This window comes from Rhizobacter sp. Root1238 (assembly GCF_001425825.1).
Classification (GTDB): domain Bacteria; phylum Pseudomonadota; class Gammaproteobacteria; order Burkholderiales; family Burkholderiaceae_C; genus Rhizobacter.
The window spans coordinates 169,613-183,667 of the sequence record NZ_LMDM01000045.1 but is presented as its reverse complement, the minus strand read 5'-3'; the positions used below and the strand labels follow the sequence as shown (position 1 = coordinate 183,667).

Sequence of the window (14,055 nt, the reverse complement as noted above, 5' to 3'; positions counted from 1 at the left end):
GCAACGCCCCCGAGTCGGGCCTCCCGACCCATCCTTCCTCTCACCCCTTCGACGCCGCCACCCGCATCGTGACGAACTCCTCCGCCACCGTCGGGTGGATGCCGATCGTGCGGTCGAGCTGTGCCTTCGTCAGCCCCGCCTGCACCGCGACCGCGAAGCCCTGCAGCACCTCGCCCGCATCGCCGCCCACCATGTGCGCGCCGAGCAGGCGGTCGCTCGCGTCGTCGACCACCAGCTTCAGCAGCGTGCGCTCGGTGCTGCCGCTCAGCGTGTGCTGCAGCGGCTTGAACTCGCTGCGGTAGATGCGCAGCACGCCATGCCGCGTGCGTGCCACCTCTTCGCTCAGGCCGACCGTCGCGGCCTGCGGGTGCGTGAAGATCGCGGTCGGCACCGTCGCATAGTCGAGCGCCGGCCGGCGGCCTTCGCCGAACAGCCCGTCGATCAGCACCATCGCCTCGGCCAGCGCCACCGGCGTCAATGCCTTGTTGCCGACCAGGTCGCCCAGCGCATGCACCGACGGGACGTTGGTCGTGAAGCCGGCGTCCACCGGCACCGTGCCGTCCTCGTTGACCTTCACGCCCACCTCGGCCAGCCCCAGCCCGCGGCTGCGTGCGCGCCGGCCGGTGGCATGCAGCACGGTGTCGGCCTCGAGCACGCTGTCGTCGGCCAGCTGCAGCCGCTGCACCTCGCCGCGCCGCTCGACCGCGGCGATGCGCGATTCGAGCCGGATGTCGATGCCCTTCTTGCGCATCTCGGCCGTGACGAATCGCGCCATCTCGCCGTCGAAGCCGCGCAGCAGCTGCGGGCCGCGGTGCAGCAGCGTGACCTTGGAACCGAGGCCGTGGAAGATCGATGCGAACTCGCACGCGATGTAGCCGCCGCCGACCACCACCAGCCGCTTCGGGAACGGCGACAGGTCGAACATGTCGTCGGAGCTCATCGCCCACTGCGCGCCCGGCCCTTCGATGCGCAACGGCTCGCCGCCGGTGGCCAGCAGGATGTGGCGCGCGGTGAAGCGCTGCTCGTGGGTGGTGGTCTTGACCGCCACCGTGTGCGCATCGAGCAGCTTGGCCCAGCCGCGCACCAGCTGCACGTTGGCCCCGCGCAGCAACTCGGCATACACGCCGTTGAGCCGCGCGATCTCGGCGCCGCGCCGCGCCTTCAGCACGTCCCAGTCGAACTCGGGCTCGGCCAGCGTCCAGCCGAAACCGCGCGCCTGCGCGAAGGCCTCGTGGTAGTGCGCCGCATAGCTGTACAGCTTCTTCGGGATGCAGCCCAGGTTCACGCAGGTGCCGCCGAGCGCACTGCCCTCGGCCAGGATCACCCGGGCGCCCAGCTGCGAGGCCACGCGGCTGGCCCGCACACCGCCGCTGCCGGCACCGATCACGAACAGGTCGCAGTCGTAGGATGCGTCAGCTGTCATCGTCATTCGAAGGCTCCCTCTCTCTTCGTCCACCGTCATCCATCAAGGCCTTGAGCGTAGCGAGGCTGTCGGCCTCGTGCAAAGGCTTGTCGTGCCGGATGCGCAGCATGCGTGGAAAGCGCACGGCGATTCCGCTCTTGTGGCGCGGGCTCGCGTTGATGCCCTCAAAGCCCAGCTCGAACACCAGCGTGGGCCGCACGCTGCGCACCGGACCGAACTTCTCGAGCGTCGTCTGCCGGATGATGCGGTCAACCTCGGCGAATTCGCCATCGCTCAAACCCGAATAGGCCTTCGCGAAGGTCACCAGCTGCAGCGCTCCGGGCTGTGCCGGCTCGCGCCGCGCGATGGCGTCGACCACCTGCTGCGCCTCGGCGGCATCCTGCGGCGGGTGGCTCCACACCGCGAAGGTGTAGTCGGTGTAGACGCTGGCGCGCCGGCCATGCCCGGCCTGCGCATAGACCAGCACCGCGTCGACGCTCAAGGGGTCGATCTTCCACTTCAGCCAGGTGCCGCCCGTCAGCCCTTCCTGCTTGCGCCGGCCGCTGCCGTACTGCGCCTGCGCATGCTTCAGCATGAAGCCCTCGACGCCGCGGGCGCGCGATTCCTCGCGCAGCTCGGCCAGCGCGGCCCAGCTGTCGCGCTGCTCGACCGGCGAGACCCGCATGCTTCGCCCGGCCGATGCGGCTTCGAGCAGCGCACGCCGCTCGCGCTGCGGCCGGGCGCGCAGGTCGACGCCCTGCCATTCGAGCAGGTCGTACGCGATGAAGCTGGCCGGCGCATCGGCCAGCACCCGCTTCGTCAGCGTCTTGCGCGCGATGCGCTGCTGCAGCAGGTTGAACGGCGCCGGCGCATCGCCCTTCCACACCAGGATCTCGCCGTCGAGCACGGTGCCGTCCGGCCACTCCTGCGCGAGCGCGACGACCTCGGGAAAACGCTCGGTGACGAGTTCTTCGCCGCGCGACCAGATCCAGGTGCCGCCGCCGCGCCGCACGATCTGCGCGCGAATGCCGTCGTACTTCCATTCGACCAGCCAGTCGCCGGGTGCGCCGAGCCGCGTGTCGAACTCGGGCGGCAACCCCTCGACGGGATGCGCGAGGAAGAACGGATACGGCTGGCCGAGCGGCGCCGCGCCACCTTCGCCTTCGGCCGCCAGCAGCGCCGAGAAGCGCGCCGCATCGGGCGTCTGCTTCGCATCGGTCCAGCCCATCATGCGTTGCGCAAGCAGCTTGTCGTCCAGGCCGGCGTGCGCGGCCAGCGCGCGCTGCACCAGCAGCTTGCTGACGCCGACCCGGAAGCCGCCGCCGATCAGCTTGGTCAGCAGGAAGCGGCCGGTGGTGTCGAGCTCGTCCCAGAATGCCGCGATGCGCGCCGCCTGCTCGGCGGGCGACAGCCCGCGCAACGGCAGCAGCCTCTGCTCGACCCAGTCGGCCAGCCCGACATCGCTCTCGTGCTGCGGCGCCGGCAGCACCAGCGCGATCGTCTCGGCCAGGTCGCCGACCGCCTGGTAGCACTCGTCGAACAGCCAGTCGCTGATGCCGGCTCGTTCGCAGGCCAACGCGCGCAGCGTCGCGGTGGGCACGACCTGCCGCGGCTTGCCACCCGACAGGAAGTACACCGCCCACGCCGCATCGGCGGGTGCGGCATCGGCGAAGTAGCGCTGCAGCGCGGCGACCTTGCCCGAGGTGGCGGTGGTCGCATCGAGTTCGGCGAAGAGCCGCGAGAAGCGCTTCATGCGGCCGGCTCCGGACCGGGCGCGGCGGCCGCTTCCGCAGCGGCATCGGAGGCGGCACCGGGATCCGCCGCGTCGCTGCGCTCGTCGTCGTATTCGGTGTGGAACGCGCCGGCCTGCAGCCCCTGTTCCTGCAGCCAGCGCACCATCACCGCCTCGTAGCCATGCGTGACGATCACGCGCGCCGCGCCGGTCGCGGCGATCGCGCGCTGCAGCCCGGGCCAGTCGGCATGGTCGCTCAGCACGAAGCCGCGGTCGACCGCGCGCCGGCGGCGCGTGCCGCGCAGCTGCATCCAGCCGCTCGCGAACGCATCGCCGTAGTCGCCGAAGCGGCGCGTCCAGGCCGAGCCCTGCACCGAGGGCGGCGCGATCACCAGCGCCCGCGCGAGGCTCGCCTTGTCGGTGACCTCGGTCGCGAGTTGCGTCGGCGGCAGCGCCACGCCGGCCGCGCGATACGCCTGGTTCAGCGGCTCGACGGCCCCATGCACGACGATCGGCCCGATCGACGCATCGACCCCCGCCAGCAGCCGCTGCGCCTTGCCGAAGCTGTAGGCCATCAGCAGGCTCGCGCGGCCGGCGTCGGCATTGGCGCGCCACCAGGCGTCGATGTCGGCGAACACCTCGCGCTGCGGCTGCCAGCGGTAGATCGGCAGCCCGAAGGTCGATTCGGTGATGAAGCAATCGCAGCGCACCGGCTCGAACGGCACGCAGGTGCGGTTGTCGTCGCCGGCACCGCTGACGAAGTAGTCGCCCGACGCCACCCAGACGCGGCCCCCGTGCTCCAGCCGCACCTGGGCCGAGCCGAGCACGTGGCCGGCGGGGTGCAGCGACAGCCGCACGCCGTGGTGTTCGATCGACTCGCCGTAGGCCAGCGTCTGCAGCGCGATGTCGTCGCCGAGCCGCGCGCGCAGCACGCCTTCGGACGGCGCCGACGCGAGGTAGTGCGCATGCCCGCGCCGCGCGTGGTCGCCGTGCGCATGCGTGATCACCGCCCGCTCGACCGGCCGCCACGGGTCGATGAAGAAATCGCCGGGCGGGCAGTACAGCCCTTCGGGCCGTTCGATCACCAGGTCGTCGACCGCCATCGCCGGCGCCATCAATAGCGGCCGGTCTGGCCGGCGATCCGCAGGTAGACATGCGCACACCACGCGACGAAGCCGCGCCGCAGCGTGCCGGCCAGCGTGCGCGGGTGCGCGAGCTTCGGGTCGATCTCGCGCGACTGCGCGACCGCGGCATCGAAGCGCTCGGCCAGCGAGCGCGTGAAGGCCTCGTCGCGCACGATCACGTTGGCCTCGAGGTTCAGCAGCAGCGACAGCGGGTCGATGTTCGAACTGCCGACCGTCGCCCAGTCGCCGTCGATCACCGCCACCTTGGCGTGCAGGTAGGCGGGCATGTATTCGTGGATGCGCACGCCGTGCGCCAGCAGCTCGTCGTACAGCACGCGCGCGGCCAGCCCGGCGATGCGGTAGTCGAGCTTGCCCTGCAGCAGAAGCCGCACCGCGACGCCGCGGTCGGCCGCATCGCGCAGCGCGCGGCGGAACGACCGGCCGGGGTAGAAGTACGGGCTGATCAGGTCGACGCGTTCGCGCGCGGCGCGGATCGCATCGATGTAGCTGCGCTCGATGGTGCGGCGCTGGCGCAGGTTGTCGCGCAACACGAAGGCGGCGCGCACCGGCGGCAGCGCATCGGGGCTGAGCTGCAGGCCCTTGCTGCGCGGCATGCGCAGCCGGCGCAGCAGGCGCTTGGCACGGGCGATCGGCTCGGCGCTGCGCGCCAGCGCCACCATCTCGTCGCGAAAATCCTGCCCCAGGTCGGCACGCGTCCACACCGCGCGGATCGCCTGCTCGACCGGCGCGACCACCGGCCCGCGCAGCTGCACCGCGAAATCGAGCCGCGGCTGCTCGGTCGCGCCGTGCACCAGGTCGATGCGGTCGTCGATCTGGTTGATGCCGCCGACGAAGCCGACCTCGCCGTCGACGACGCACAGCTTCTGGTGCAGCCGGCGCAGCTGGCCGGGCTGGAACCAGCTCCACCAGCTGGTGATCGGGCGGAACACCGCGAGGTCGACGCCGGCGTCTTCGAGCAGCGGCTGCAGCTGCGGCAAGAAGGCGCGCGAGCCGAAGCCGTCGAGCACGACGCGCACCGCGACGCCGCGCGCCGCGGCCGCCAGCAGCGCATCGGTGACGGCGGTGACGCTGCCCTCGTGCTGGTAGATGTAGGTCGCGAGCCAGACCTCGTGGCGGGCCGCATCGATGGCCCGTGCCATCGCCGGAAAGAGTTGATCGCCGCCACTGAGCAGCTCGACCTGGTTGTCGCCGCAGAACAGCGCGCGCGGCACGGTGCTCCACAGGTCGTCGGGCAACGGCTCGCCGTGCCGGCGGCGATGACGGCGGGTCCGGGTGGTGGTCGAGCTCAATGCGCGGTCCGGCACGCTCATGCCAGTTCGAGTTCGGCCACCAGCGGCAGGTGGTCGGACATCCGCGCCCAGGCCGCCCCGCGCGGCACCGAGGTGCCGGTGCAGCGAAAGCCGCGCGTGTAGATGCGGTCGAGCGAGAACACCGGCATGCGAGATGGGAAGGTGCGCTGCGAGCTGACGCCGCGCCGCTCGGCTCGGTACAGGCCGAGCGCATGCATCGGCGCGTCGAGCTTGCCGCCCCAGTCGTTGAAATCGCCGGCCAGCACCACCGGTTCGTTCGCCGGCACCTGGCTCGCGACGAACGCGCCGATGCGCTCCACCTGCCGCACGCGGCTCGAATGGATCAGCCCGAGGTGGGCCACGATCGCATGCACCACCACCGCGTTCCAGTGCACCCGCACGTGCAGCAGCCCGCGCTGCTCGAAGCGGTGGTCGGAGACGTCGTGGTGCCCGATCTCGTCGCCCAGCGGCCAGCGCGACAGCAGCGCATTGCCATGCTCGCCGCCCGGCGTCACCGCGTTGGTGCGGTAGGCCGCGTGGTAGCCGTCGGGCGCCAGGTACTCGGCCTGCGGCACGCGCGGCCAGCCGATGTGGGTGTCGGGGAAGCGCCGCGCTTCGCCATGGTGGAAGCTGCGCACCTCCTGCAGGAACACCATGTCGGCGTCGAGCGCCTCGATGCCCAGGCCGAGGTTGTGGATCTCCAGCCGCTTGCGCGGGCCCACGCCGCGCACGCCCTTGTGGATGTTGTAGGTGGCCACACGCAGCACGTGCGGCGGGTGCAGGGTCGACGGTGACGCGTTCATCTCGCGGTGGCTCCCAGGTCGAGGATGGCGGCTGCGTTGGTGCGCGAGAAGCACCGCGCGGCGGCGTCGCGCCACGGCAGCCATTCGAAGCGCAGGTGTTCGTGCGGGCTCAGGCGGACCGGCGTCGCGCGATCGACCTGCAGCGTGAACACATGCTCGGTGTTGTGGGTGATGCCCGGGGCGTAGCGGTGGGCCCAGGCCGGCAGGATCTCGTAGACGTGGCGGAGGTCGAGGTCGACCAGTCGCGTCGCGGGCACCGACGCCGAGCCGATCGCGATGCCGGTTTCCTCGGCGACCTCGCGCACCGCGGTGTCGCGCAGCGGCTCGGCCGCCGACGCGCGCGAGCCGGTCACGCTCTGCCAGCCGCGCAGCGCATCGCGGCGTTCCAGCAGCAGCACCTCGCGCTGCGGCGTGTGGATCAGCACCAGCACCGATTCCGGCAGTTTCATGCGTGAAGGATAGCGGCTCGCCGCGGCCGGCCCGTGTCGGCCGACACCTCGCCGCCGGGTCGGGGAAACGCCCGGCCCCCGCGATCCACCGCGGCATCGCGCGTCGGGTCAGCCCTTCGCGCCGGCCTTCACCGCCACCGCGGGCGGCAGCTCCTTCGATTGCAGCATGCGCACCTGCGTCACCAGGTGGTTGTGCGCATCGAGGAACGCGGCCGCGATCACCTTGCCTTCGTTGCTGTTGCTCCAGCCGGCGCCGGCCGCGCCGCCCAGCTTGCCGAGCACCAGGCCGCCCATGCCGAGATCGGTGACGCGGACCGAGCCGGTCGACGCCGCGAGCTGCTCGGTGGTCTCGTTGTCGGTCAGCAGCAGCGCGACCTGCGCTTCCTTCAGCTTCACGCTGTCGGCCACGCCGACGAACTTGTTGAGCACCGGGATCATCCCGAGGATGCCGCCGATCTCGCGGCCGGCGTTCTGTTCGCTGAAGGTGAGGCTGGGCGTCAGCGAGTACTGCGCCTCGTAGCCCTTGCCCTTGGCCACCGTGCTGTTCTGCCGAACGATGCCGGCGTTCTTCAGCTCCTGCTCCTGCACCGTGGCCCGCAGCCCGGCCGAGCGGTCGACCACCCGGAAGCAGCCGCTCTGCTGTGCCAGCAGCCGGATCAGCGGTACCGGCGATTGCGGCAGGTTGTAGCCCGACACCATCGTGTAGCCGTTCGGGTTCTCGACCAGCGCAAGCGTGGCCACCGGCGCGTCGCACCGCACCAGCTCGCGCGCGGCCGATTGCGCCCCGGCGGGCCCGGCCGAGCCGGTCACGACCGAGCCGCCTTCGCCGAGCGCAGCGCCCTGCTTGCCGCAGCCGGCAACGACCAATGCCAGCACCAGACCTGATGCAACGGTGACGCGGTTCATGCGGAGCCTTTCCAAGCCATCGATTCCAGACAAGGCGCCGATCATGCCAGCGCAACCACCGGCGTCCGGCAGGCCCCCCTCAATCACGGGTCCATCAATTCGTAGCACTTTGTTCTTGGTTTGCATGACGCGCGCGTCTGCACAAGTTCTGCAAATTCGGTCCGCAAGCTCCGTCGATCCCGCAGCAGCCTCCGGCAGCCCATTGCGCCGGCGGGCACTTTCCAGGAGCAGAGAAAGCCATGAAGCATCCGGCCCGCATCGACACCACTCGCCCCTGTTCGTCCCGACCCGGCCGCCTTGCGACGGCCTGGCTCGTCGCACTGCTCATCGCCGGCTGCGGTGGTGGCGGCAGCGACAGTGGCAGCAGCAGCGGCGATTCCTCCGGCGGCATCGTGCCCGTCGTGGCTCCCGCTGCGGTGACCGATGTGGTCGCCACCGCCAGCGACGACACCGTCGTGCTGACCTTCACCGTGCCCGAGCCGCAGAACGTGACCGGCTTCAAGGCCACCTGCGTCGGCACCGACCAGGCCGTCACCGCCACCGCCTCGGCCAACGGCACCGCCTCCGGCGAAGTGCGGATCATCGGTCTGACCCATGCGCAGGACCAGCACTACAGCTGCACCGTCACCGCCTTCAACGGCGGCAGCGTCTCCAGCGCCGCCACCGCGCCGGTGGCCGCCACGAACAGCGGCAGCAGCAACACGCCCGACCAGCCGCGCGACACCACCGTCACCGCCGGGCCGACCTCGGCGGTGATCGACTTCAGCGGCGCCACGGTGAACGGCGGCACCGCCGTCAGTTCCTATGTCGGCGTTTGCACCGGCGCCGACCTCACCGCGTACAGCTACGCCGTGGCGAGCCCGTTGGTCGTCGAAGGGCTGACGCCCGGCGTCGACTACACCTGCTCGGTCAGCGGCATCAACGCCGACGGCCAGGGCACGGCGTCCGCGTCGTTCACGGTGCGGCCGCTGGCCGACGCTCCCGCGGATGCCGCCGCCCCGACGGCACCGTCCAACGTCGCCGCCACTCCCGGTGCCGGCTCGGCATCGATCGCCTTCGTCTCCGCGCTCACCGGCGGCAGCAACACCGCCGTGGTCTATCGCGCCACCTGCTCGACCGCCGGCAGTGCCGTCAGCGCCGAATCGCCCGCCAGCCCGATCACGGTGCCTCGCCTGACCAATGGCCGAACCTATTCGTGCGTGGTCACCGCCACGATGGGTGCAGTCACCAGCAGCAAGTCGAGCCCCGCGTCCGTCGTGCCGTTCACGGTCCCCGACGCGCCGACGCTGACCGACATCGCCTCGGGCGACCGCATTGCCACGCTGAGCTTCCTGGCGCCAGCCTCCGATGGCGGATCGGCTGTCCAGGGCTACCACGCGACCTGCCTCGCCGAAGGACAGGCCAACGGCACCGGCGTTGTCAACACGGCCGGCGCCGACACCACCAGTGCCGGCACCGTCACCGTAGCCGGCTTGACGAATGGCAGCACCTACCTCTGCAGCATCGTCGCCCGCAATGCGTCCGACCGCAGCAGCGATGCCTCCGAATCGCGCCGCGCCAGCCCCAGCCGGCCCGACGATGCGCCAGCCCCCGACGCGAGCCAGCTGCCGGCCGCGCCGACGTCGCTCCAGCTCCAGACCACCGCCGGAAACGGCAGCGCCACTTTTTCGTTCACGCCGGTCACCGGCGGCACCGTGGCAGTGCTCGACTACACCGTCACCTGCAGCGCCGGCAACGAGACGGTGCCCGGCACCGGCCTGACCTCGCCGATCGTCGTGAGTCCACTGCGCAGCGATGTCGAGTACACCTGCTCGGTCGCCGCGCGCGCCAATGCGGGCAGCGGTGAGGCATCGACAGCGGTGAAGGTCACCCTCGCCGCCGCGGTTCCGAAGGCCCCGGACCTGGATGACCCGATCCCCGGCAACCAAACGATCAAGCTGAGCTTCAGGGCCGCGTCCGATGACGTGTCGAGCATCGCCGGCTTCACGGCCACTTGCGGCACCGGCACCACGCCGGTCAGCGCCGGCAGCAGCCCGATCACCGTGTCGGGCCTGGTCAACGGGCAGACGTATTCCTGCTCGGTCTACGCCACCAACCAGGCGGGCGTCAACGGCAAGTCGTCCAACAGCAAACCGGCCAAGCCGCGCACCGTGCCCGGCCAACCGCTCTCGGTGCAGGCTGTGGGAGGCAATCTGTCGATCACCGTGAGCTATGCGACACCGCAGGATGACGGCGGCGCCGAGGTTCTGGGCTACGTCGCCACCTGCGACAGGGTGGGCGACAGCCATGTGTCGCCGATGTCGAAGGCAAGCGATCGATTGATCGTGGTGACCGGGCTCGAGAACGACAAGGCCTATGACTGCAGAGCACAAGCAGTCAATTCGGCCGGTACCGGGCCCGCCTCGGCGGTGGCCGGCGCCACCCCGGTGGCCGGCAGCAGCAACCCCACGCCGCCCGAGGCACCGAGCAAACCCGGGATAGACGCTGGCGACCAGCAGCTGACGATCCACTTCAGTCGGCCGGTAGCCAACGACAGCACCGTGACCTACGAGCTCGTCTGCTCACCCGGCGCCATCAACCTGCCGGCCCTCGACGCCAACGAGTGGACGGTCACCAACCTTATCAACGACACGGAGTACGCCTGCCAAGTCAGCGCCACCAACCCTGCGACGGCCACCAGCAGCAATTCGCCCATCGCGAAAGGCACGCCGGCTGCGAAGTCGACCACCGTGAAACCCGTCGCCCCGGGGCTCGGCACCGTGTTGGCCGGAGACCGCATGCTGACGATCCCGTACACCCGGCCGGCCGGCAACGCGGCGGATGTCGTCTACAGCGCGAGCTGCGGCGCGGGCTCGGCCATGGACACCGGCTCCACCTTCGTCATCAGCAGCCTGGATAGCGGCACGTCCTATACCTGCACCGTCAGCGCCACCAACCCTGGTGGCACGGCGTCGACCACGGTGACCGCCACAACACTGGCCAACGCCACGCCTCCCACGCCGTCGAAGCCGGTGATCTCGCTGGCCGTGCCGGGCGAGACGCAGATCGTGCTGAGCTTCTCCCCGAACGCCGAGAGCAACGTCGCCTACACCGGGCGCTGCAACGGCGGCACGAGCTTCAACAAGGGTTCGGACGGCAAGGTGACGGTGACGGGGTTGATGAGCGGAACAACCTATGCCTGCACGGTCACGGCCACCAACTCGTCGAACGTATCGGTCACCTCGGCGGCAAGCACCAGCGCGACCACCCTGGCCCCAGCGACGCTGGGAGGGCCGGTCACCGGCGACGGCCAGGTCTCGCTGAGCTTCACGGAGCCAGGGACCAACCCGGGCGGCACGCTGTACACGGCGAGCTGCGCAACCATCGATACCGGCACGACGGTCGGCACAGGCAGCAGTGGCCTCAGCCCTTTGACGGTCACCGGTCTTGCCAACGGAAGCGTCTACATGTGCGGGATCACGGCCTCGAAAGGCGCGGGAGTAGCCAAAGCCTCGATTCCAGTGGCGCTGTCGCCCACGCCGTCGAAACCGAGCATCTCGCTGGCCGCGGCAGGCGACCAGCAGATCGTGCTGGGCTTCACCCCGAACGCGGAGAGCAACGTCGGCTACACCGGGCGCTGCAACGGCGGCACGAGCTTCAACAAGGGCTCCGACGGCAACGTGACGGTGACGGGACTGACCAACGGAACCCCCTATACCTGCACGGTCACGGCCACCAACCCGTCGAACGTATCGGTCACCTCGGCGGCAAGCACCAGCGCGACCCCGCTGGCCCCAGCGACGCTGCTAGGGTCGATCACCGGCGACGGCCTGGTCTCGCTGAGCTTCAAGGAGCCAGAGACCAACCCGAGCGGCACGCTGTACACGGCGAGCTGCGCAACCATCGATACCGGCACGACGGTCGGCACAGGCAGCAGTGGCCACAACCCCTTGAAGATCACCGGTCTTGCCAACGGAAGCACCTACATGTGCGGAATCACGGCCTCAAAAGGCGCGGGAGTGGCCAAAGCCTCGATGCCAGTGGTGCTGCCGGCTACCGTTCCCGGCCAGCCGACGAATGTGTCTTTGACGACCTCCTGCAGCGGCTCCCAGGGAGAGGTTGCCAATGCGACAGTTTCCTGGGGTTTGCCGAGTCCGAATGGAAGCGCCGCGGTGGACTACTTCACCATAGTCCTAGTCCTCGAGCAAAACGGCCGCACCACCACGAAGACGCCTCAGAACACGACCGGCGCTGCCGCCGGTTCGATGCAATGGACCAACGTTGGCAGTGGCACCTTTACCGCCAAGATATCGGCACACAACGCCTTCGGCAATGGGTCTGCCGCCACCACGGTCCCCGTTGCCGCCTCGTGCTGGGGGAAAAGCGTTACGGAGTAACTGATTCAACACAACAACCGGCGACCCGCCATCCAAAGCACCGCCCCTCCCGGGCGGTGCTTTTTTTCGACTCACCCCGCCTGCGTCGCCTGCGGATTCCTCAACCGGATGTGCAGCTCCCGCAGCTGCTTCTCATCCACCGGGCTCGGCGCATGGGTCAGCAGGTCCTGCGCGCGCTGCGTCTTCGGGAAGGCGATCACGTCGCGGATCGACTCGGCCTTGGTCATCAGCGTCACCAGCCGGTCCAAGCCGAAGGCCAGGCCGCCGTGCGGCGGGGCGCCGTACTGCAGCGCGTCGAGCAGGAAGCCGAACTTCAGCTGCGCTTCTTCCGGCCCGATCTTCAGCGCGCTGAAGACCTTGCTCTGCACCTCGGCGCGGTGGATGCGGATCGAACCGCCGCCCAGTTCCCAGCCATTGAGCACCATGTCGTAGGCCTTGGCGATGCACTTGCCCGGGTCGGTATCCATGTAGTTTTCATGGCCGTCCTTCGGTGCGGTGAACGGGTGGTGCACCGCGTTCCAGCGCTCGCCGTCGTCGTCGTACTCGAACATCGGGAAGTCGACCACCCACAGCGGCGCCCACTTGTCCTCGAACAGGCCGTTCTTCTTGCCGAACTCGCTGTGGCCGATCTTCACGCGCAGCCCGCCGATCGCGTCGTTCACCACCTTGGCCTTGTCGGCGCCGAAGAAGATCAGGTCGCCGTTGCGCGCGCCGGTGCGCGCGATGATCGCGGTGATCGCGGCATCGTGCAGGTTCTTCACGATCGGGCTCTGCAGGCCTTCGCGGCCCTTGCCGGCGTCGTTCACCTTGATCCAGGCCAGGCCCTTGGCACCGTAGATCTTCACGAACTCGGTGTAGGCATCGATCTCGCCGCGGCTCATCTCGCCGCCACCCGGCACGCGCAGCGCCACCACGCGGCCGTCGACCGCGTTGGCCGGGGCCGAGAACACCTTGAAGTCGACGTCCTTCATCAGCTCGGTGAGTTCGGTGAACTCCAGCTTCACGCGCAGGTCGGGCTTGTCGGAGCCGAAGCGGAACATCGCGTCGGCATACGTCATCACCGGGTACACCGGCAGCTCGACGCCGATGGTGCTGCGGAAGACGTTGCGGATCATGCCTTCGAACATGCCGCGGATCTCTTCCTCGGTCAGGAAGCTGGTCTCGATGTCGATCTGCGTGAATTCCGGCTGGCGGTCGGCACGCAGGTCTTCGTCGCGGAAGCACTTGGTGATCTGGTAGTAGCGGTCGAAGCCGGCCACCATCAGCAGCTGCTTGAACAGCTGCGGGCTCTGCGGCAGCGCGAAGAACATGCCTTCGTTGACGCGGCTCGGCACCAGGTAGTCGCGCGCGCCTTCCGGCGTGCTCTTCGTCAGCATCGGGGTCTCGATGTCGATGAAGCCGTTGGCGTCGAGGAACTTGCGCACCTCCATCGCCACGCGGTAGCGCAGGATCAGGTTCTTCTGCATCGCCGGGCGGCGCAGGTCCAGCACGCGGTGCGTCAGGCGCGTGGTCTCCGACAGGTTGTCGTCGTCGATCTGGAACGGCGGCGTGACGCTCGGGTTCAGCACCTCGAGCTCATGGCACAGGATCTCGATCTTGCCGCTGGTGAGGTTGCTGTTCTCGGTGCCGGCCGGGCGCGGGCGCACCTTGCCGACGATCTTCAGGCAGAACTCGTTGCGCACGCCCTCGGCGACCTTGAACATCTCGGCACGGTCGGGGTCGCACACCAGCTGCACCAGGCCTTCGCGGTCGCGCAGGTCGATGAAGATCACGCCGCCATGGTCGCGGCGGCGGTGGGCCCAGCCCATCAGGGTGACGGTCTGGCCCATCAGTGCCTCGCTGACGAGGCCGCAATACGTTGTTCTCATGTGTCTTCTCCGGAATCGGTCATCGTGGCCGGCACGCTGCGCACAGCGTGCATCGGCATCATCAAGGTGGTAGGCGTTGGCGGGC

Annotated in this window: 9 protein-coding genes; 1 reads left to right on the top strand and 8 read right to left on the bottom strand. The window is 69.7% G+C overall.

The features are described 5' to 3' along the window. Positions 1-40: 40 nt before the first annotated feature. The 7 genes from gorA to ASC98_RS23810 all read right to left on the bottom strand — a co-directional run bounded on the left by gorA (position 41) and on the right by ASC98_RS23810 (position 7,726). Complete coding sequence (gene gorA, locus ASC98_RS23840; RefSeq protein WP_235581368.1) at positions 41-1,429, bottom strand: glutathione-disulfide reductase; 1,389 nt, start codon at positions 1,427-1,429, stop codon at positions 41-43. Then, positions 1,413-3,155, bottom strand: coding sequence for an ATP-dependent DNA ligase (locus ASC98_RS23835; RefSeq protein WP_056815249.1), 1,743 nt, complete (start codon positions 3,153-3,155; stop codon positions 1,413-1,415). The genes gorA and ASC98_RS23835 overlap by 17 nt, the downstream gene beginning before the upstream one ends. Continuing rightward, positions 3,152-4,237, bottom strand: a complete 1,086-nt coding sequence (locus tag ASC98_RS23830; protein WP_056815403.1) for a ligase-associated DNA damage response exonuclease — start codon at positions 4,235-4,237, stop codon at positions 3,152-3,154. The genes ASC98_RS23835 and ASC98_RS23830 overlap by 4 nt, the downstream gene beginning before the upstream one ends. 11 nt (positions 4,238-4,248) lie before the next feature. Continuing rightward, positions 4,249-5,589 carry a cardiolipin synthase ClsB gene (gene clsB, locus ASC98_RS23825; protein ID WP_082542082.1) on the bottom strand — a complete coding sequence of 447 codons (1,341 nt, stop codon included), beginning with the start codon at positions 5,587-5,589 and terminating at the stop codon, positions 4,249-4,251. Next, the gene (locus tag ASC98_RS23820) at positions 5,586-6,371 is read right to left on the bottom strand and encodes an endonuclease/exonuclease/phosphatase family protein (protein WP_056815246.1); all 786 of its coding nucleotides are present in this window, start codon (positions 6,369-6,371) and stop codon (positions 5,586-5,588) included. Before ASC98_RS23820 ends, clsB begins: the two co-directional genes overlap by 4 nt. Continuing rightward, positions 6,368-6,820, bottom strand: coding sequence for a dihydroneopterin triphosphate diphosphatase (gene nudB / locus ASC98_RS23815; protein ID WP_056815242.1), 453 nt, complete (start codon positions 6,818-6,820; stop codon positions 6,368-6,370). Before nudB ends, ASC98_RS23820 begins: the two co-directional genes overlap by 4 nt. Before the next feature lie 108 nt (positions 6,821-6,928). Beyond that, positions 6,929-7,726, bottom strand: a complete 798-nt coding sequence (locus tag ASC98_RS23810) for a CsgG/HfaB family protein (protein WP_056815239.1) — start codon at positions 7,724-7,726, stop codon at positions 6,929-6,931. Between the two features lie 239 nt (positions 7,727-7,965). Between ASC98_RS23810 and ASC98_RS23805 the strand changes: the two genes are divergently transcribed. Beyond that, positions 7,966-12,102, top strand: a complete 4,137-nt coding sequence (locus ASC98_RS23805; RefSeq protein ID WP_056815236.1) for a fibronectin type III domain-containing protein — start codon at positions 7,966-7,968, stop codon at positions 12,100-12,102. A gap of 71 nt (positions 12,103-12,173) precedes the next feature. Here ASC98_RS23805 and aspS read toward each other — a convergent pair whose 3' ends face one another. Continuing rightward, positions 12,174-13,970 carry an aspartate--tRNA ligase gene (aspS, locus tag ASC98_RS23800; protein ID WP_056815233.1) on the bottom strand — a complete coding sequence of 599 codons (1,797 nt, stop codon included), beginning with the start codon at positions 13,968-13,970 and terminating at the stop codon, positions 12,174-12,176. Positions 13,971-14,055: the final 85 nt, after the last annotated feature.

Bases quoted from the DNA above. Each gene is read 5' to 3' on its own strand.
- ASC98_RS23805 (WP_056815236.1), top strand. From the start codon at position 7,966: ATGAAGCATCCGGCCCGCATCGACACCACTCGCCCCTGTTCGTCCCGA.
- ASC98_RS23835 (WP_056815249.1), bottom strand. From the start codon at position 3,155: ATGAAGCGCTTCTCGCGGCTCTTCGCCGAACTCGATGCGACCACCGCC.
- ASC98_RS23810 (WP_056815239.1), bottom strand. From the start codon at position 7,726: ATGAACCGCGTCACCGTTGCATCAGGTCTGGTGCTGGCATTGGTCGTT.
- ASC98_RS23830 (WP_056815403.1), bottom strand. From the start codon at position 4,237: ATGGCGGTCGACGACCTGGTGATCGAACGGCCCGAAGGGCTGTACTGC.
- ASC98_RS23820 (WP_056815246.1), bottom strand. From the start codon at position 6,371: ATGAACGCGTCACCGTCGACCCTGCACCCGCCGCACGTGCTGCGTGTG.
- clsB (WP_082542082.1), bottom strand. From the start codon at position 5,589: ATGAGCGTGCCGGACCGCGCATTGAGCTCGACCACCACCCGGACCCGC.
- gorA (WP_235581368.1), bottom strand. From the start codon at position 1,429: ATGACGATGACAGCTGACGCATCCTACGACTGCGACCTGTTCGTGATC.
- nudB (WP_056815242.1), bottom strand. From the start codon at position 6,820: ATGAAACTGCCGGAATCGGTGCTGGTGCTGATCCACACGCCGCAGCGC.
- aspS (WP_056815233.1), bottom strand. From the start codon at position 13,970: ATGAGAACAACGTATTGCGGCCTCGTCAGCGAGGCACTGATGGGCCAG.